Consider the following 14,757-nt stretch of genomic DNA (forward strand, 5'->3'; position numbering starts at 1 on the left):
TCCCCTTACTTGGTCACGCCGAGGCGGAGTTTGGCGATTTGGTTGGTGGTGGACGTGACCGTGGCCCACTCAGCATTTTCGATGAGCTGGTTGGCGCTGGAATTGGACACGTTGGTGAAGGTGCCGGTCAGTGTCATGTAGACCGGATCGCCCTGAGCGACGGCAACAAGAGCCGTGACCCAGATCGAACCATTCTTCATCACGCTGATCTGGTCGTAGACCTTGTAGAACTCGCCCTGCTCAGCCGGGATCGTGCGATCCACGACAGCGACGCCGGCGAATTTGCCGATGGCGGCCGGGAGAGCGACAGTGTCCTCGACAGAGCCATAGATGACGCCACGACCGAAGGGGATATCAGCGGAGCCGGATGCCACCACCATGGACGTGATGAAATGCGGTTCGGTGGTGGCGATCATGCCGGGATAGCCCCTGGGCGTATCGCGGCTATACGAGACGGCGGGAATGGCCATTATGCGGTCTCCTTCTTGCCCTGCCAGGCGTTGCGGTCACGCTCCAGCATCTGGTTATAGGCGTCGTTCACGTTGGCGGCATCGCCGACGGGTTGGATGCCGGTCTTCAGAGCGTCCCGGAAAGCATCGGGCCGGTTCTTCGCGGCGTCCTCGACGAGGATGTCGAAACGTGCGTCGATGTAGGCGTCGGCCTTGTCCTTGACGGCGGCATCGCCGAGCGCGGCGGTGACAGCGGCCTTGCGGATGGCGCCGTCGGACAGACCATCGGTCTTGACGTCCTTGGCGATCGCCTTGGCCTTGGTGATCAGGTCGGCGCGGGCCGCGACACGCTTGTCGAGGTCGGCATCCGAAAGCACCTTGGCGTTGGCTGCGTCACGTTCGGCGTGGGCCTTCGCCAGATCAGCATCCTTGGCGGCGAGTGCGGCCTGATGCTTCGTCTCGAGGTCGGCCAGCTTGGCGGCTGAGGATTCGAGATCCTTGAGAAGCTTGGAAATGGCCTGGGCGCCCTGATCGGTGGTGGTCACCGACAGTCCGTCCACGACCACAGTGCGAAGTGCATCACTCATGGTGATGGTCTCCTTGTCAGTGGTTGAAATCGGGGCGGCGCCCCATGGTCCCGCATCTCCGATGCGAGCTTTTGAACCGGCCCGGGCCCGATCTACGAGCGCCAGGTGGTTGATCTTGATGCCGCGCTGCTGCGCGTCGTAGGCCTCGCCGTCGGCGGTTACGCCGGCCGTGAAATCGAGATCGCAGGTGTAGCCGGCGGAAAGCTCGCGCTTGCCATCGACCACCGACTTGATGGCGGCCGCGTCCTTCAGGATCAGAGGGAGCATCACCCAATGGCCGTCTTGCTTGGCGGCGGTCGAAACCTCGCCAACGGACAGGGCTTTCCAATTCTCGGCCGTCACCTCTTCGTCGGGGTGATCGACAGTGATCGGAGCGTGGGAAAATGACTGCAGGCTGTCGGTCGAAAACACCTGATCGGCAGCACGGTAAACGCGCACGACGTCCTGGCCGGGCTTGCCGACCTCATGGCCGGCGTAAAGCTGGATGCCGGTGCGCACGGCGCGCGCTTCGGCGACAAGGTAGCCGTCGGTGGTCTGGCGCGTCCCTGCGACAGTTACAGCGTCGGTGAATTGCATTAAAATCGCCTCGGTTATGGAGGGAAGAATGGCCGACAGGGTGCAGATCGAGGGAGCATGTCGCGGCTACAAGAGTGGCGCGATTTTTGAGATTGAAGGCCGAGGAACCTGGCAGCAATCCAGATACGCTTACGACTACAACTACCAATACCGGCCAGAGGCGTTTCTTGACGCATCGGGCAGCCGAGGAATGCTAAAGATTGACGGTCACGAAGGGTGGATCGAAGTGAAGAAGATCTAACCTTCCTCCACTTCCTCAAACACTTCCGGCCCCAGCACGATCTTGCCGCGATACGGCTCGATGGCTGCCACGTCGACCTTCACCTTCGTCAGGCTGATGTGCGGCTGGTATTCCTCAAAATCGTGGCTTGCCCCTGCCCTGACGATCTCCTCATGCCGCCAGCAGAGCTGCGATGAGGCGAACATCAGCGCGGCGGTCATGTTGCCAAGCGGTTCAACGACGCGCGGGCCGCCTGGTGTAATGGTGAGGGTCCCGCCCTGGTCGCTGCCCCACTCGCTTGCATTGCCGGCCCTGATCCAGTCGATGGGTGTCCGGCTGTACACGATGGTGACGTGAAGGTCCGGGACCAAGTCGGGGATGCCCTGCGCTGTCGCCCACGCCTTGATCTCAGCGACATTCACGACATCTCGGCGGACGTACAGCGTCCGCGGCTCGGCATCGTTTGCTGCCTTCCGCTGTGGCGGGACAACTGCATTCTGGTTTGCCGCCGAAGCGCCAAGCTCTTCCTCGCTCGGCTCCTGCTCAGCGAGCGTGCCGAATTCTTCGATGGCTGCTTCCAATCCTGGCAGCGAACCGTCCTCGACAAAGGCGTTGACCAATGCCTCGCTGAGCGCATCGATCGGGAGGAGTGGCGGTTGACCATTGCCACCGGCCAAAGCCCTTGCCGCATCGGCCTTCGTCTTGAAGACGTCGGCTTTTTCTTTCTCCGACATTCCCCAAAGCGGCGCCCATTCATAGTAGACGTCGACGGGACGGGAACCGAGCGCGGAGCGGATCAGCGCCTCGTCCAAGCGATGCATCGCCGGGGTCATCTCGACCTGCTGCATGGCGGAGAGGCGATCGTAGTAATTGCGCAAGTCCGATTCGCCCGTGGCGTTCATGCCGGCGGGCGCCTGCCCTAGCAATCGCGTCGCAGGGATATCGGCGGCGCCAGAGACGATCTGCAGAAAGCGATCGAGCACGTCAGGCAACGTGGCGAATGACGCCGATTTTTGCTCGTATTCCTCTTCCTTATCGAGGAGCAGCGTGCCGTTGATGCCCTTGGCCGTGTTGGCGAGGGTGTACCTCTCCAAGATCTTGGCCTTGTAGTCCTCGCTGGCCAGACTTGCCATGAAGTTCGGCACCTTGATGATGTCGATCTTCGCTTCGAAAACAAGGCTCGCGATATTCGCCGCGGTGCCATCGGCTTGCTTGATCGCGCCCACCACAGACTGGAGCACGCTGTCGCCCCAGAAATTGTCAGCGCCCAGCGTCGGGTCGTCATCCGGTAGCGCGTTCCCCTGAAAGATGACCAGCCGCGAAGGGTGGATGTCGACCTGGGCATTCCCGGCAGAGGTGAGGCTGAAAGTCTTTGGCAGGCCATAGAATTCGCTGTCGACGTTGCGTTCGATCTCGCCTGCCTTAAGCACTCGGCGGGTTAGCACCGTGGCGTATTTAAGCCCGCCCTTACCGATACGATCGATGTTCAACGGATCAGCAAGGTTCGCGTCACCCGTGCCAATATGAATGGCTGCACCGCCCCAGAGACGAGCTTTTACCTTGGCCTCGAACACTTTGCCGCGCACATTGAGCCGGTTTTCCTCCGCCTCGATCGGCTCGATTTGCTCTCCATCGGCCTGCCAGTCACGCCAAGCACGGACGCTATCAAAGGCAGGGATGTCGATGATCTTCCTCGGGAGCCAGGCGGTACGATAGGCGGCCAGCAGTTCAGCGTCTGACAGAGGCGTGAAGCTGTAAAAGCTCGACGCCGCCTTGTCCCTGCCGGTCCCCATGCGGGATACAAGATTGGTTAGGCTGTCGCGAACCAGCGAGATCATATTTGCCATCTAGCTGGCTCCCTTGGGAACGGACGGCCATCTCAGGTGTTGGGCTGTCTAAACCCGAAAGGAGATCACCAATGGACCACAGCGCCCATGTAAGGCTCACTGCAAACGAACTGACGCCCGACGTCCTTGAAGACGCGACGATCTATGGCCCCAATGACGAGAAGATTGGCAGCGTTTCGCATACGCACGGCACTGGATCCGGGGCCCAGGTCGTCATCGATGTCGGCGGCTTCCTCGGCATCGGCGCCAAGCCAGTTTCCGTACCTGCCAGTCAGTTGGACTTCATGCGCGATGAGGATGGCGATGTTCACGCCGTCACGTCGTGGACCAAGGACCAATTGAAAGCGATGCCCGAGCATCACGACGCGTGATTTGTTGAGGCCCGACTTCGGTCGGGCCTTTTTCCCTTAGATATTCGCCAAAGTGTAGGTGCTGGCATCGATCAGCGCGTTAAATGCCCGGCTTGTGCTGTCGGCGTCATCGTCATGCGCTGCTTCCGGGAAGCCTTCGAGCGCGGAGAACCACGCCTCATTCCAGGGCGCTCGCAGGACCATCACATTCCCGGCTTCAGCCTGTGCAGAGAACGGGCTGAACCGCGTAACCTTGTCGCCGGATTCGGGCGTTGCTCTGGCATCGAACCCGATGAGCAGTTTCACCAGGTTCGTCACCTGAGACTTACCCGCCTGCCCCGGGTCTTGCGGAAGCGAGATTTTCGCGTTCCTGCCGTCGGCCTCGGCCGTGTTCTTGATCAAGCGCTCGACGCCGGCGGGCGAGAGGAAGTCCTTGACGTGGTGCCCGACAATGTAACGCCCGTCTGGTAGCCTGCCGATCTTCGTCCCTGCCGTGCCGTCAGGATCGTTGCCTTCGACCTTCGGTGTCGAGGCCAAGTCCCAGCCGCGCATCCATGTGACGCCGGCGGGCACTGCGTCGACCACCTCGCACCAGCCGCGCTGGAACAACAGGCCAGCAGCCGGGCGGATTTTCCAATTGCCGCCAAGAAGGCGCTCCCGCTCTACCGTCGGCTGAGCCATCAGGTTGGCGAGGTAGCCGGGGTCGACGGCCATGAGCAAAGCGTTGTCGCTCAGCTTGGCCGGGATGAACGTCACCGACTTGGGCGGGATCGGCTCGCCGTCGATCGGATTGACGTGGTGAGCAAGCTCCTCTCTGCTGCTTGCCCAAATGATCGTGTCCCCGATGCGAATGAACCAGCGGATGACGCCGGCGCGCTCCGGTATTGCGAATCCCGTATCCTGGTCGATCCACCAGGAGATGAACTCGGCCACCCAGCTATCAGCATCAGGGTTGCAGGTCGCTCGAACGTAGGGCCGCACGCCACACATGGAGCGATTGCGGCTGAGCATGTACCAGAACTGCTTGGCCGAGAAATGCGTCAGCTCGTCGAAGCAGATCAGCGGGATCTGTGCGCCCTGCCAGTTGTAGATCGTCTTTTCGTGCTCGAGGTGCGCGAACGAGACGGTGGCGCCGGCCGGGAACGTCCAACTTAGATCGGGCGCAGATCGAGGTTGCGCGTTCAGGCCCGGATAGAGCTTTTCGCTTTCATCCCAAAGGCCGCCCTCATTGCGGACCTGGGTAAGGTTGCGCCGGAAGAACACCGCGCCAAAGCCTGGATTGGCGACATGCCGAAGCGGCTCCATGAGCAGCGCCCATGTCTTGCCGCCACCAGCCGCGCCGCCGTAGATTGCGATGTCGGCCGCAGAACCAAGGAAAGTTGTTTGTGGGCCAGGCTGTGGCCTGATGATGATTGGGCCGCCCTGCCCTTGCTCAACCCCTGCCATTGTCGGGCAACTGGAAGATCGTCACTGGCGCTGTCGGCGCCGGCAAGTCCTTTCCATCCTTCCCGGTCAATTCCCGGCGATTGGTGTATGCGTTTCCAACTTCCTCAGCCGCCTGCTTATGCAGCTGCGCGGCGAGGCTCATGTTCCCCATTGTCTCGGCCTTGTCGGCCATGCGCTGGAGGGCGCGGAGACGGACGGCGCGATGGCTGATGGCGATGGTCGCGGTGTCCTCCAGGAAGGTCTTGCGGGTCTCTTCGAACAGAGCTCGCCATTTGGCCGAAAGCGCTGCGCCTGCCTTCTTGGTAGGATCGTATCCTTCGACCGTCTGACGCGTGACCTGCGCGCCAAATTCCTTCCTGACTGCTTCGACAACAACGGACGGGGTATCGAAGCACGCGACGCTCTGCACAATGAACGTTTTCGCGGCCTCGCTAAGCTTTGCGTTGGCCATGATCTGTGTCAGGCTCCGGTCAGGAGGACATTCGAATGGCGCGCACCCTGTTTCATAAGCACGACGGCGGGCATCTCGGCCAACATGAGGACTGGTATTATCTGGTCGACAACGAGGACGGCTCCCGCCATGTCGAATATGAATGGGACCATGTTAGCGTGAATGGCGGGGGGAAATCGGAAGGTACCCGACGCTTCACTCTCAATGACTTCTTGGGTGGCGGGAAGGCGACGGCAATATCAAAGTTGAAGGCTCTGCTCGACAAGGGCGGCTAAGCCACCTTCAACCGACATGTCCCGCATGCCTGGGCGATGCGCACATTCGCTATCTCCGGCCCGTGATTGGCCGCATCTATCATGGCGCGAACGCCAGCAGCATCTGCGCCGTATCGGCGAACCACTCCGACGAATTCCTCGACGTCGTGTCCGCGAATGGTGAATGCCGGTAACCCGCTCTTGCGGAACCTCGGCTGGCCGAACATGTCGCGCTCTTGACCGCAGTGGTAGAGCTCGTGCTCGACGAGCGCGCAGAACTCGGCATCGCTGCATTGGCTGGCGTAGTGAGCGTCGAAGGTCAGGATGAAATCCGGAACATCGCCGAACCAGTCGAGGATCTGGCGCTCGATGCGAGCCCGGAGCCATTTACCGGCCGGCGGCAATCCCCGTTCGGCCTGGCCGATTACTGAACGCCCTGCCCTGCCGTTTGGAACGTTCGTCCAGAGTGCGCCGATGGTTGCCTGGTTGAGATGTCGGTGGTCGTCATTGCGAAGCGAGGAATCGTCGACGATGAATGTGGTGCGCGCCCAATCGGTCAGTTCGACTGAAGGCGCGAACTTGATCTCGTCCACCTCAAGCAATTCGATCGTGGGCAGCGGGCGCCGCTTTTGGGTGAGCGCCATCGTGGAACCTATTTGTTCTGGGTTTGTTTGACCAAATAATTGGAGGTCGCAATGTCAGACAACGATAACCCAAAAATGCATCCTTCATCCAACGCGGAGAAAGACCCGCAAGACTGGGTCAGCGGCGACGAGCCCATGACTGGGGCACAGGCTTCCTACCTCAAAACGCTCTGTGAGCAGGCCAAAGACCCCCACGCGTTTGACGACACGCTCACCAAGGCAGAGGCTTCGATCCGAATTGATCGGTTGAAAGAGCAGTTGGGGTTGGACTAATCAGACATGCTGCGCCAATCGAGGGGCGGTGAACTTCCCTCTGCGGCCCGGCGAGTATTCCCTCCAATGGAGGTCCGCTACAGAACAGCCAAATCACCTGAACGTAGATGATAAATCATCTGCGCCAGAGTGCAAGCGATGTCCACGCTGGGCAGTGTCTCTTCCGGCTCACCATACTGCTTCACCAGCATCACATAGTCGATATCGGCCCCAAGGCTTCCTCGACCGCATTAAGATAGGCGCGGTCTCCGTTTGGCATCATTTTTTTCCGCTTTTTAATTTCGTCCTTGTGGAACTCGACCACTCAGCCCCCGAACGGCGAGCAAGCCGCGAACGCAAGGGCCGCAGTTCAAATTACAAGCCGGAGCCGCCTGCCTTCTTCAAGGTGCGGGCGTAAAAAAGAAGCGAAGAAGAGTTAGATGGTGGGAATGGCTCGCCATGGATTGAAGGTCTGTCCCGAATGGAAGCATGTCTTTCAAGGCAACGGCTGGGACGGCATCGACGCTCATGGAAGTCGAAGCACGAAAGCATATGCCGTATGCTAAAGCTTGGCCGCGCTGATCAAAGCTGGCAAATACCCCAAGTAGCGTCCCTCCCAAGTCAAGCGGGAGGGACGGCACCAGGATCATTATCTAAGCGGCAGATAGAAGCTGGTATCCATCATCATTGCGGTGCTGAATTTGGATCGGTTGTGGCTTGAGTGTATGTACACTCCGGCGCGACAATTCATCCATGCCAGCTCCAGAAGCCAGATCGAGTTTTTCAATCGCCAAACGCCGGATGATCGTCTCCGCCGACCCGTCAATTACAAACTCGCCTCGCTCCCACCGTCCAACCGACTGCTTGTCGTGGTGAACAAGCATTGCAAGCTCAGATTGAGTATACCCCATTTCTGTTCTTAGGAAACGGAGTTCATCAGGGCTTATCCCGTGCTCATGTGAGATGATGCCAAGAGCGATCACCCGATGAAGCTCATTGACGGCTGGGATAGTGATGACTTCGTCACCTTCATCGTCGTTTACGAACTCAAGACCGCTAATGAAAACGTTCTTCAATCCGCATTCGGTGTAGTGGTGGCTATTCATCGCATTCTCCATTCAACGTACCTGCGCGGGTCGACGGTTCGTCGACCCACATAACACTAACAATCTTTAGGAAGGTGCCGGTCTTGTCAGGAACTACTATTACTCTCAGAGTTCGGCTATTGCCGTTGGGGCAAAGACCTTCCATCGCATATTTTTTGTAAGCCGGTCGCGTACTCTCCATTGGCTCCATATGCACAAAGCCGTTTTTGAGGACGTACAACACGTCACCCATGATGATGTTGCGCTCGGCCATCCGCTCAATTGCGTGGCGCTTATAGGAAATCGTAAGCGCTTTCGAGCTGGCGATTGTGCGTATCTCGTCCGTTGCTTGCCCTTTTGGCCAATCACAACCACGACCCACAACGCCCCCGCGCCCCTTTGGTTTCACGTCAGGTATATCACTATGATACATTTTTAAAAGTAGCCCTTTCGTTAAAAATTTGTAATTTGGTAAAAAACCCATCCCACGAGAAAGGGCGCCCCGGGAGGTAAGGGCGCCCTTTTTTATCACTTCTTGATGTGCGTTACGATATGCGTGCTCGGCTTGCGAACAGCAGTCGAAACAGTCGTGAACCGACCCGAGACCGCACTGCGGCCAACGGCAAACGTCTTCTTGCTCATGCTCATCACCTCCTTTCCGGAGCACGTGCTCCTAGGGAGACGGGGTGACTCACACGCGTCTATGTATCACCATGATACTTCTTTTGTCAACAATTCCTCGTCCGGGTCCTAAATTTCAACCTGAGACACCACCTCACGCTGCGTTCTGCGCCGGATATGGCTCGACGTCGTCAGCGTCAAACTCGGCCGCAACCACGCGCCCGAACAGTTCGATCATGCTTTTGACCGTACCTCGGCCGGTTACACTGACCACCTCGCCATGGAAGCCGGCGAGCATATGCGTGTGCTGCCAGTCATGCTTGACGCGGATCGCCTGCCCTTGCGGGAAAGTCATGGCAATTGTTTCGCGCCTGGTCTTGCCTTCCAGCTTGCGCTTGATCCTCGATTCCTTGGTGTCGTCGAATTCTAGATCGGCCTCGGCGCGCATGTAACCCTCGACCGCGCCTGTCGGAACCTGCCAAGGCTTGCCGAATTCCCCGTCGTAGCTGAGCAGCCGGCCGAGCCCGTCGCAGTCCTTGAGGTATTCGCCGTTAGCCGACGGCAACGCAACGAAGATATACCCGGTGAACAGCGGAAAGCGGCGCACGATGCGCAGGTTCGTCCGGTGATGGATGATCTCCTTGCGCATGCGGGGATAGTAGCATTCGAAGCCAGCGTCGCGGATCGACCTTTCGGCAATGATCTCGCCCTTCCGCTCCTCCAAAGTTCCGATCCGATCCTTGGCCGCCTTCGCGCCGCCCATGCCGATCCTGGCGATGAACCATTTTGCCGAATTACTCATGACCGACCTTTCACGATTTTGGTTTGCTCGAGTTTCGAGATTTCCTGTCGGGGCCGCTTGAGGGTGTCGATGCGCTTCTGCTCGGCTTCGTTCAGCCCGAGGTGCGGCAAGCCCTGACGCCTCGACGCGCCGGCGGTGACCGCATCGGCCAACGCGGCTACCCGGCTGCGCACTCCAGGATCCTGCCGTTCCATCTCGACCAGGTGGCGCTTGTGATCGTCGGTCGCGCGCTCGATCAGCTTCGACGCTTCAGTGCGCAGCGCGGCACGCTCGGACAGGAACGGCATCATGATTGCCCTCGCCCGCTTGGCGAACTCGGCGCATGTCGGCATGAACTGGCCGGTGTGGTTGTCGACACGGCCGGCAAGAAAGTCGCTGGCGGCTTCGGACACTGCCCATGCCGGCAGGTCGCGGCATGCGGCGAGGAATTCGCCGGCCATGTCGGCGTGATCGATATCTGGCTGGTCGCGGAACTGTCCGGCCATGCGGACCACAGCGGCGCGAACGTCCTGCGGCTGGCACGGAATCATCAAACCGTCGATCTCGGCAACGCGGGCTCTAATCACCTTTGCACGGTCGCGGTACCTTTCCGGCAACTTGTCGAAATCATCTTTGGCCACGAGGTCATGCATCGGCGAAAGCCTCCTCGATTTTCTGCTTGCGGGATTTTTTCGGCGCGCCTGCGCGCTCTGAAAAACCGTTAGGTTTTTCTTTGATGGTTATGGAAGGATGGCATTGCCCGAGCATCGCTTGAGCATCATCCTTTTTCTTGTCTTTCCAACGGCTTGCGGCGGCATTGCTCGCTTTCGCCTTTCTATCGACCGCCAATCGCCTCTCTTTCTTGAGGCGTTTTTGCGCCCATCTTTTGCTCCGACCGTCGAGGCTCCAGAAGGCCATGACAATGACTTTCATCTTCCGCCAGCGGGCGAGAGATACGCCGGCGACGCGCGCCAGCATATCATCGTCGTCGGGCAGGGAATTGGTGGGCGAAGCCCAAGCCGCCATGAGCAGGAGCAGATAGGCGCCGTGCTCCTCAGTGGTGAGGTGGCGAGTGTCGCGCTGGTAGTCGTCGACCCAGAGCGGCATGTATGGGAGGCGCCTGTTGCTCACGCCCGCCTCCTGTCGGCACGTGCGCCGTCATTGGCCATCTGCAGGGTGCGATAAACGGCATCCTCGCGGCATTGCAGCGCCTTGGCGATGTCGGCGGTATCGAACTGGCCGGAGCCCCACAGGACGATGGCAGCAATCGCCTGTTCATCGCGGAGATAGGCGCCGGCGCGACCGTCTTCGAAAACACCGTGGCAGTGTGGGCAGGAGGTTTTCACAGTGCGAGCCTCCAGAGAGGTAGGACCGTTTGCCACCATTCGCCTACCTTGGCGGCCGAAGCGCCAATTCTGTCCGCGAAGGCCTTCGCCTCGCGCCAGCAGTTGCCATCTCGACCCTGCCGGCGAGCTGCGTAAGACCAAGCCATGCTATCCGCGCTGTGGAGAAGGCGACGAACGCCGGGGTGCTGTAGCGAAGTCTGCTTTACACCGAAGCCATGGAGCAACAGACCAGGCAACGCCGAATGGACCGCGGAAAGCACGTTAACGATTGCTCGTGGGTCACCATTGCGCTTGCAGACCGAGCCGACCCCAACCCACATACGAGGCTTAAGTCGGCCGCCATACATCCGAATATGCCGCACATAATCGGAAGGCGCATATCCCTGAAGAACAGGCATGACCGGGAACGGGCACCTGCCACCGAAAAGGTGGTCAAGTTCTGCGAGCAGGGAGTCGTAGCGCTCGATGGTCAGGCGCTGATGATCATCGACCGTCAGCCCGGTCTTAGCGAGCATAAACGGCTCGCACATATAGTCCTGGGCCACCGCTGCTACGATGTTGATGACACGTTGGGTGTAGAGCCGATAGAGCTCTGCCGCATATTCTTCAACGCCGTGCCGGTAGCCGCCATGCAGGTTCAGTTCGGTGAATGCTCCGCTGTCGATCAGCACCCTGCCGGAAACCGGCTTCTTCCGGCCGCGAACACGGTTGATGCTGATGCAGCAAAAATCGAAGTGCTGCGCATCGGCAGGCTGATGAAGGCCAACATAGAAATGGACCGTCATTCCGCAGCTCTCGCCTTGGTGACTTCAACCGCGCGCTCGTAATCCTCGGCGATTGTACCGAGCACAAGGAGTTCCGTTCGCTTTTGGTCGATCTCGTGATCAGGCCGCTTGGCCTTCCCAAACGCGAACCGAGAAAGCCAATCCTGCTTACCGGCGATGAGCGCGCGTACCGTCGAAAGCTTGACGTCATAGGTGATGGGGTGGCCGGCGGAGATCATGCCGCCTCCGCAATGAACTCGGCCCTGCGGGCGGTCAGCCTGATTTCATGGTAGGCGCAATATGAGCGCAACGGCACGGCGAGATGGCCGCAACACAGCATGTCCGGACCCGGCCGCTCCTCGAGGTCATAGCTAAGCGGAGCCCGGCAGCGGGCCCGAAGGCAGTCAACGAACCGCATCGCCGCGAAATGCGGCTGCGGCGTCAAAGTCCGCACAACCGGCCGCGTGAGATAGTCGAATGCGCTCTGGTCGCGATCGATGTCTGCTGTTGCCGCGATAAACAGCCTGCCGGGCAGTTGGCCGGGCGCCGCCTTCTTCCTGTCGCTCGGCCTGCCCTTCTTGCCTCTGAAGCCGATCTCGTTGAGTTCCCGGGTACGCCGGATAAGGCTCTTCACCCCAAAGCGCGAGATGACCCGCCCGCTCTTAAGGGCAAGCCGATGGGCAATCTGGACGTAGTTTCTTTTCGCCTTCAGGCAGTCCGCGACCAGCTTGATTTCATCAGGCGTGTACGTGCTGCTCCCTTCGGATCCGGGCGATGATTTGGCGCGCCCGAACCCTATTGCAGCCAGCTTAGCGTTGCGGTGAACGATGCCGATGATGGCATTGCGTGAGACCGTTCGGCCTCGCATTGCTGACAGCTTGCCGGCGGCCTTGGACGCGGAATCCCCTGCCCTCAGCCAGCCAGCAATGCTGTCGATTTCAGTTTGCGTGTAGCCGCTCATTTCGGCCTCGCAACGAAATGCCGGCAGCAAGGCGTCCCCGACGGGATCGCCTTGCGATCGTCGCCGGTGAGCTGACGATACTTGTCACAGATCATCTTGTTTCGATTTGTGACCCAAAGATCGCACTCGCTGCATGATGAGCCGGACGGCCCTGAGCCCGCGAAATGCGCCATGCCAACAACGGTGCGGTTCAGCGCATCCCTCGCCACGGTGGCGGCGTCGGTCATTATCCCGGCATGCTGGAATGCTGGCATTGCCACCTCCTTCAGATCATTCTGCAGCCTCCAAGATCTCGGAAAGCTGCCGTGAGATTTCAGCCAGCCTTGCGCGCTCGATGATCGGCGCGGCCCACTGGCGAGTTGATGGAACTGCTTCGGCAAGGAAGGCCGGGCCGAAGGCTGAAATCATCGCGGCGAGGTGTTCGCCGGACGGTCGTGTGTGGCCGCTGAGCCATTTCTCCGCGGTCGACATTGTGGCGCCGACGACGCTGGCGAGATGTGCCGCTGTCGATGTCGGAAACGCCCGCCTCGCGAACCGGCAAAAGCCATCCATGTCGAGCCGCAAAGTTTTGTGGTCGAAGGTCGAAGACATTCTGTGGTGCCCCATGCTGGATTGAAGTCCAGCCAGCCGGGGCGTCGACATCGGGTCGACTTCGCGGAAGAGCGGAGAGCCCGCCTGGTGGCGGCTCCAGAGAGGATCGAACAACATGGAAAGGCCCCACAGACACGATACAAACAGTGAGTTCGAGACGATTGGTCAGGCCGCGCGTAGGCTCCTGGAAGAACTGGACGCGCGGGTAGCAACGAGGGGGGCGAACGATAATCATGCCGCCTCCCTCGCGGTGCCGATGAGGCGGCGCAACTCCGCCTCAGCCTTGGAACGAGTGGCACCGGTGGCAAACGCCCCGGTTTCAGGATCGCGAGCGGTCCAGGTGCCATCACAGGTGCAAGTGATGACGAATGACGCGCTCATGACCGCACCGCGTCGATAACCGTCTGGACGATGCCCCAGCACCAAACAAAGGGGATCGTGACAGGCCAGAACAAAGCGAGCGCGACGGTGCCGATCGAAAGCCGTCCGTCGCCGATCTCATGGCTGTACTGAACCGCCAGCAATGAACCTGCAGCGTAGAGATAGAGGGCTAGCCCGCTCATGCTGCCCTCCCCCGCTGCCGAGCTATGGCGGCGTCATTGGCGCACTTCGCACAGGAGGCCTGGCTATGCGACCAACGGCACGACTGCGGTTTCTGGCACTCGGGGTTTGGCGCTGGCGACGGTGCCTTCTTGAGGAATGCCGGAACATCGGCTTCCGAAATGGTGACGGCTTGCTCGGAATGGCCCCGTACAGGCCCTTCCTGACCAATGACGGCCTTCTGAGGACCATCATTTTTTGCGCGAGCAGCTTCCGAGCTTGGTTTGCTGGGCTGGCCGTCAGCAGCCCCCGAAGTGGCGTGGTCAGGAATCTCGGAATTGGCGCCCGACACGGAGGGAGGAGGTTCCGTGCCGGGCTGGTTCGTCTGCTCCGGGGAGGATGTCGGAGCGAACGAATTCTGTTCGAAAATCTCGCCGGTTTCGGCGTCGTGCGGAACGTTGGTGGCCAGCTTGGCCGTCTTCGCGCTGGATGCCTTGTCCGCGCGGGTTTGCGTGGCCCTGGGCTTGGGCTCCTCGTGCACGTGCACGCGAGAGGCGGCCGTAAGAGCCTCCCAATACAGGTCGAAAATCGCGTTGCGCTCTTCGCGCTCGGCGCTGTCCAGCTTGCGAGCTGCGACGCACTGCCGAACCGCCTTGACGTCGAAACCGACGCCGCGCAGTTCCTTGTAGATTTCGGACTTGTCGGCGTTCAGCGTTTTGATTTCTTCCTCGACACGCTCAATGCGCTCGATGAAGGCGCGCAGCTGACCGGCGGCGACTGTCTGGCTGGTTTCGGTGAGGTCGGTCATGCTGCCCTCCCCTGGCGGGGCGCAGGCATGAAATCGTCCGCCGTCACCGGCAGACCGTTTTCCTTGGCATGCTGCAAAAGCTTCGAGGCATGAGGCATCGGGATAAGACCGTCGGTCCCGCCCTTCTCGCGAGGCTGAGTCCATCGATAGACGCGCGTGCGGCTGGCACCGGTGATTTCCATGA

General features: G+C 60.1%; 23 protein-coding genes and 1 pseudogene. 5 read left to right on the forward strand and 19 right to left on the reverse strand.

Features of this window, described 5'->3' with window-relative positions; translation table 11 throughout:
- Positions 1-5: 5 nt before the first annotated feature.
- A complete protein-coding gene (locus FJV80_RS24575) occupies positions 6-470 on the reverse strand; it encodes a DUF2190 family protein (protein ID WP_142877670.1) in 465 nt (154 codons plus the stop codon).
- Entirely contained in the window at positions 470-1,612 is a 1,143-nt protein-coding gene (locus tag FJV80_RS24580) for a DUF2213 domain-containing protein (protein WP_142877671.1), read from the reverse strand. Before FJV80_RS24580 ends, FJV80_RS24575 begins: the two co-directional genes overlap by 1 nt.
- A 28-nt stretch (positions 1,613-1,640) precedes the next feature.
- On the opposite strand from FJV80_RS24580, the gene FJV80_RS24585 reads away from it, so the two are divergent.
- Positions 1,641-1,853 carry a hypothetical protein gene (locus FJV80_RS24585; protein WP_142877672.1) on the forward strand — a complete coding sequence of 71 codons (213 nt, stop codon included), beginning with the start codon at positions 1,641-1,643 and terminating at the stop codon, positions 1,851-1,853.
- On the opposite strand, the gene FJV80_RS24590 is transcribed toward FJV80_RS24585, so the two are convergent.
- On the reverse strand, positions 1,850-3,679 hold the full coding sequence (locus tag FJV80_RS24590) for a phage portal protein (protein WP_142877673.1): 1,830 nt from the start codon (positions 3,677-3,679) through the stop codon (positions 1,850-1,852). The two genes, FJV80_RS24585 and FJV80_RS24590, sit on opposite strands and share 4 nt — an antisense overlap.
- 71 nt (positions 3,680-3,750) lie before the next feature.
- Between FJV80_RS24590 and FJV80_RS24595 the strand changes: the two genes are divergently transcribed.
- Positions 3,751-4,050, forward strand: coding sequence for a PRC-barrel domain-containing protein (locus FJV80_RS24595; RefSeq protein WP_142877674.1), 300 nt, complete (start codon positions 3,751-3,753; stop codon positions 4,048-4,050).
- 36 nt (positions 4,051-4,086) lie between these two features.
- Here the strand turns inward: FJV80_RS24595 and terL are convergent, their stop codons facing one another.
- Positions 4,087-5,475: a phage terminase large subunit gene (terL, locus tag FJV80_RS24600; protein WP_142877675.1), complete on the reverse strand. Its 1,389-nt coding sequence runs from the start codon at positions 5,473-5,475 to the stop codon at positions 4,087-4,089.
- Positions 5,462-5,926 carry a DUF2280 domain-containing protein gene (locus FJV80_RS24605; protein WP_142877676.1) on the reverse strand — a complete coding sequence of 155 codons (465 nt, stop codon included), beginning with the start codon at positions 5,924-5,926 and terminating at the stop codon, positions 5,462-5,464. Before FJV80_RS24605 ends, terL begins: the two co-directional genes overlap by 14 nt.
- 35 nt (positions 5,927-5,961) lie before the next feature.
- Between FJV80_RS24605 and FJV80_RS24610 the strand changes: the two genes are divergently transcribed.
- Positions 5,962-6,201: a hypothetical protein gene (locus FJV80_RS24610; RefSeq protein WP_142877677.1), complete on the forward strand. Its 240-nt coding sequence runs from the start codon at positions 5,962-5,964 to the stop codon at positions 6,199-6,201.
- Here the strand turns inward: FJV80_RS24610 and FJV80_RS24615 are convergent.
- Positions 6,198-6,824, reverse strand: coding sequence for a putative metallopeptidase (locus tag FJV80_RS24615; RefSeq protein ID WP_246689048.1), 627 nt, complete (start codon positions 6,822-6,824; stop codon positions 6,198-6,200). The genes FJV80_RS24610 and FJV80_RS24615 overlap by 4 nt on opposite strands.
- 51 nt (positions 6,825-6,875) lie before the next feature.
- Between FJV80_RS24615 and FJV80_RS24620 the strand changes: the two genes are divergently transcribed.
- Positions 6,876-7,097, forward strand: coding sequence for a DUF3072 domain-containing protein (locus FJV80_RS24620; RefSeq protein ID WP_142877678.1), 222 nt, complete (start codon positions 6,876-6,878; stop codon positions 7,095-7,097).
- A gap of 632 nt (positions 7,098-7,729) precedes the next feature.
- Here the strand turns inward: FJV80_RS24620 and FJV80_RS24625 are convergent.
- The 10 genes from FJV80_RS24625 to FJV80_RS24670 form a co-directional block, all read right to left on the reverse strand.
- On the reverse strand, positions 7,730-8,182 hold the full coding sequence (locus FJV80_RS24625; protein ID WP_142877679.1) for a helix-turn-helix domain-containing protein: 453 nt from the start codon (positions 8,180-8,182) through the stop codon (positions 7,730-7,732).
- Entirely contained in the window at positions 8,175-8,645 is a 471-nt protein-coding gene (locus FJV80_RS24630) for a DUF4258 domain-containing protein (protein ID WP_142877680.1), read from the reverse strand. Before FJV80_RS24630 ends, FJV80_RS24625 begins: the two co-directional genes overlap by 8 nt.
- 291 nt (positions 8,646-8,936) lie before the next feature.
- A complete protein-coding gene (locus tag FJV80_RS24635) occupies positions 8,937-9,584 on the reverse strand; it encodes a hypothetical protein (RefSeq protein WP_142877681.1) in 648 nt (215 codons plus the stop codon).
- Complete coding sequence (locus FJV80_RS24640; RefSeq protein ID WP_142877682.1) at positions 9,581-10,216, reverse strand: hypothetical protein; 636 nt, start codon at positions 10,214-10,216, stop codon at positions 9,581-9,583. Before FJV80_RS24640 ends, FJV80_RS24635 begins: the two co-directional genes overlap by 4 nt.
- On the reverse strand, positions 10,209-10,694 hold the full coding sequence (locus FJV80_RS24645; protein ID WP_142877683.1) for a YdaU family protein: 486 nt from the start codon (positions 10,692-10,694) through the stop codon (positions 10,209-10,211). Before FJV80_RS24645 ends, FJV80_RS24640 begins: the two co-directional genes overlap by 8 nt.
- Entirely contained in the window at positions 10,691-10,909 is a 219-nt protein-coding gene (locus FJV80_RS24650) for a hypothetical protein (RefSeq protein ID WP_142877684.1), read from the reverse strand. The genes FJV80_RS24645 and FJV80_RS24650 overlap by 4 nt, the downstream gene beginning before the upstream one ends.
- Complete coding sequence (locus tag FJV80_RS24655) at positions 10,906-11,694, reverse strand: hypothetical protein (protein ID WP_142877685.1); 789 nt, start codon at positions 11,692-11,694, stop codon at positions 10,906-10,908. The genes FJV80_RS24650 and FJV80_RS24655 overlap by 4 nt, the downstream gene beginning before the upstream one ends.
- Complete coding sequence (locus tag FJV80_RS24660) at positions 11,691-11,912, reverse strand: hypothetical protein (protein WP_142877686.1); 222 nt, start codon at positions 11,910-11,912, stop codon at positions 11,691-11,693. The genes FJV80_RS24655 and FJV80_RS24660 overlap by 4 nt, the downstream gene beginning before the upstream one ends.
- Positions 11,909-12,634 carry a hypothetical protein gene (locus FJV80_RS24665; protein WP_142877687.1) on the reverse strand — a complete coding sequence of 242 codons (726 nt, stop codon included), beginning with the start codon at positions 12,632-12,634 and terminating at the stop codon, positions 11,909-11,911. The genes FJV80_RS24660 and FJV80_RS24665 overlap by 4 nt, the downstream gene beginning before the upstream one ends.
- Complete coding sequence (locus FJV80_RS24670) at positions 12,631-12,861, reverse strand: hypothetical protein (RefSeq protein ID WP_142877688.1); 231 nt, start codon at positions 12,859-12,861, stop codon at positions 12,631-12,633. The genes FJV80_RS24665 and FJV80_RS24670 overlap by 4 nt, the downstream gene beginning before the upstream one ends.
- Before the next feature lie 17 nt (positions 12,862-12,878).
- Here FJV80_RS24670 and FJV80_RS24675 point away from each other — a divergent pair, with 17 nt between their 5' ends.
- Positions 12,879-13,250 (forward strand): hypothetical protein, encoded by a 372-nt coding sequence (locus tag FJV80_RS24675; protein ID WP_142877689.1) that lies wholly within the window; start codon positions 12,879-12,881, stop codon positions 13,248-13,250.
- 352 nt (positions 13,251-13,602) lie between these two features.
- Here FJV80_RS24675 and FJV80_RS24680 read toward each other — a convergent pair whose 3' ends face one another.
- The 3 genes and pseudogenes from FJV80_RS24680 to FJV80_RS24690 all read right to left on the reverse strand — a co-directional run bounded on the left by FJV80_RS24680 (position 13,603) and on the right by FJV80_RS24690 (position 14,755).
- Positions 13,603-13,788 carry a hypothetical protein gene (locus FJV80_RS24680; RefSeq protein WP_142877690.1) on the reverse strand — a complete coding sequence of 62 codons (186 nt, stop codon included), beginning with the start codon at positions 13,786-13,788 and terminating at the stop codon, positions 13,603-13,605.
- A gap of 539 nt (positions 13,789-14,327) precedes the next feature.
- Positions 14,328-14,573: pseudogene (locus FJV80_RS35270) on the reverse strand (DUF2312 domain-containing protein); the annotation flags it as partial.
- On the reverse strand, positions 14,570-14,755 hold the full coding sequence (locus FJV80_RS24690; protein ID WP_246689049.1) for a hypothetical protein: 186 nt from the start codon (positions 14,753-14,755) through the stop codon (positions 14,570-14,572). The gene FJV80_RS24690 and the pseudogene FJV80_RS35270, both read right to left, overlap by 4 nt.
- Positions 14,756-14,757 lie beyond the last annotated feature (2 nt).

The organism is Mesorhizobium sp. WSM4310 (assembly GCF_007003935.1).
Classification (GTDB): Bacteria; Pseudomonadota; Alphaproteobacteria; order Rhizobiales; family Rhizobiaceae; genus Mesorhizobium.

Coding starts and splice junctions, on each gene's coding strand:
- FJV80_RS24655 (WP_142877685.1), bottom strand. CDS start 11,694: ATGACGGTCCATTTCTATGTTGGCCTTCATCAGCCTGCCGATGCGCAG.
- FJV80_RS24585 (WP_142877672.1), top strand. CDS start 1,641: ATGGCCGACAGGGTGCAGATCGAGGGAGCATGTCGCGGCTACAAGAGT.
- FJV80_RS24605 (WP_142877676.1), bottom strand. CDS start 5,926: ATGGCCAACGCAAAGCTTAGCGAGGCCGCGAAAACGTTCATTGTGCAG.
- FJV80_RS24670 (WP_142877688.1), bottom strand. CDS start 12,861: ATGACCGACGCCGCCACCGTGGCGAGGGATGCGCTGAACCGCACCGTT.
- FJV80_RS24575 (WP_142877670.1), bottom strand. CDS start 470: ATGGCCATTCCCGCCGTCTCGTATAGCCGCGATACGCCCAGGGGCTAT.
- FJV80_RS24615 (WP_246689048.1), bottom strand. CDS start 6,824: ATGGCGCTCACCCAAAAGCGGCGCCCGCTGCCCACGATCGAATTGCTT.
- FJV80_RS24595 (WP_142877674.1), top strand. CDS start 3,751: ATGGACCACAGCGCCCATGTAAGGCTCACTGCAAACGAACTGACGCCC.
- FJV80_RS24675 (WP_142877689.1), top strand. CDS start 12,879: ATGCTGGCATTGCCACCTCCTTCAGATCATTCTGCAGCCTCCAAGATC.
- FJV80_RS24590 (WP_142877673.1), bottom strand. CDS start 3,679: ATGGCAAATATGATCTCGCTGGTTCGCGACAGCCTAACCAATCTTGTA.
- FJV80_RS24635 (WP_142877681.1), bottom strand. CDS start 9,584: ATGAGTAATTCGGCAAAATGGTTCATCGCCAGGATCGGCATGGGCGGC.
- FJV80_RS24660 (WP_142877686.1), bottom strand. CDS start 11,912: ATGATCTCCGCCGGCCACCCCATCACCTATGACGTCAAGCTTTCGACG.
- FJV80_RS24665 (WP_142877687.1), bottom strand. CDS start 12,634: ATGAGCGGCTACACGCAAACTGAAATCGACAGCATTGCTGGCTGGCTG.
- FJV80_RS24625 (WP_142877679.1), bottom strand. CDS start 8,182: ATGAATAGCCACCACTACACCGAATGCGGATTGAAGAACGTTTTCATT.
- FJV80_RS24640 (WP_142877682.1), bottom strand. CDS start 10,216: ATGCATGACCTCGTGGCCAAAGATGATTTCGACAAGTTGCCGGAAAGG.
- FJV80_RS24690 (WP_246689049.1), bottom strand. CDS start 14,755: ATGGAAATCACCGGTGCCAGCCGCACGCGCGTCTATCGATGGACTCAG.
- FJV80_RS24630 (WP_142877680.1), bottom strand. CDS start 8,645: ATGGGTTTTTTACCAAATTACAAATTTTTAACGAAAGGGCTACTTTTA.
- FJV80_RS24620 (WP_142877678.1), top strand. CDS start 6,876: ATGTCAGACAACGATAACCCAAAAATGCATCCTTCATCCAACGCGGAG.
- FJV80_RS24680 (WP_142877690.1), bottom strand. CDS start 13,788: ATGAGCGGGCTAGCCCTCTATCTCTACGCTGCAGGTTCATTGCTGGCG.
- FJV80_RS24580 (WP_142877671.1), bottom strand. CDS start 1,612: ATGCAATTCACCGACGCTGTAACTGTCGCAGGGACGCGCCAGACCACC.
- terL (WP_142877675.1), bottom strand. CDS start 5,475: ATGGCAGGGGTTGAGCAAGGGCAGGGCGGCCCAATCATCATCAGGCCA.
- FJV80_RS24610 (WP_142877677.1), top strand. CDS start 5,962: ATGGCGCGCACCCTGTTTCATAAGCACGACGGCGGGCATCTCGGCCAA.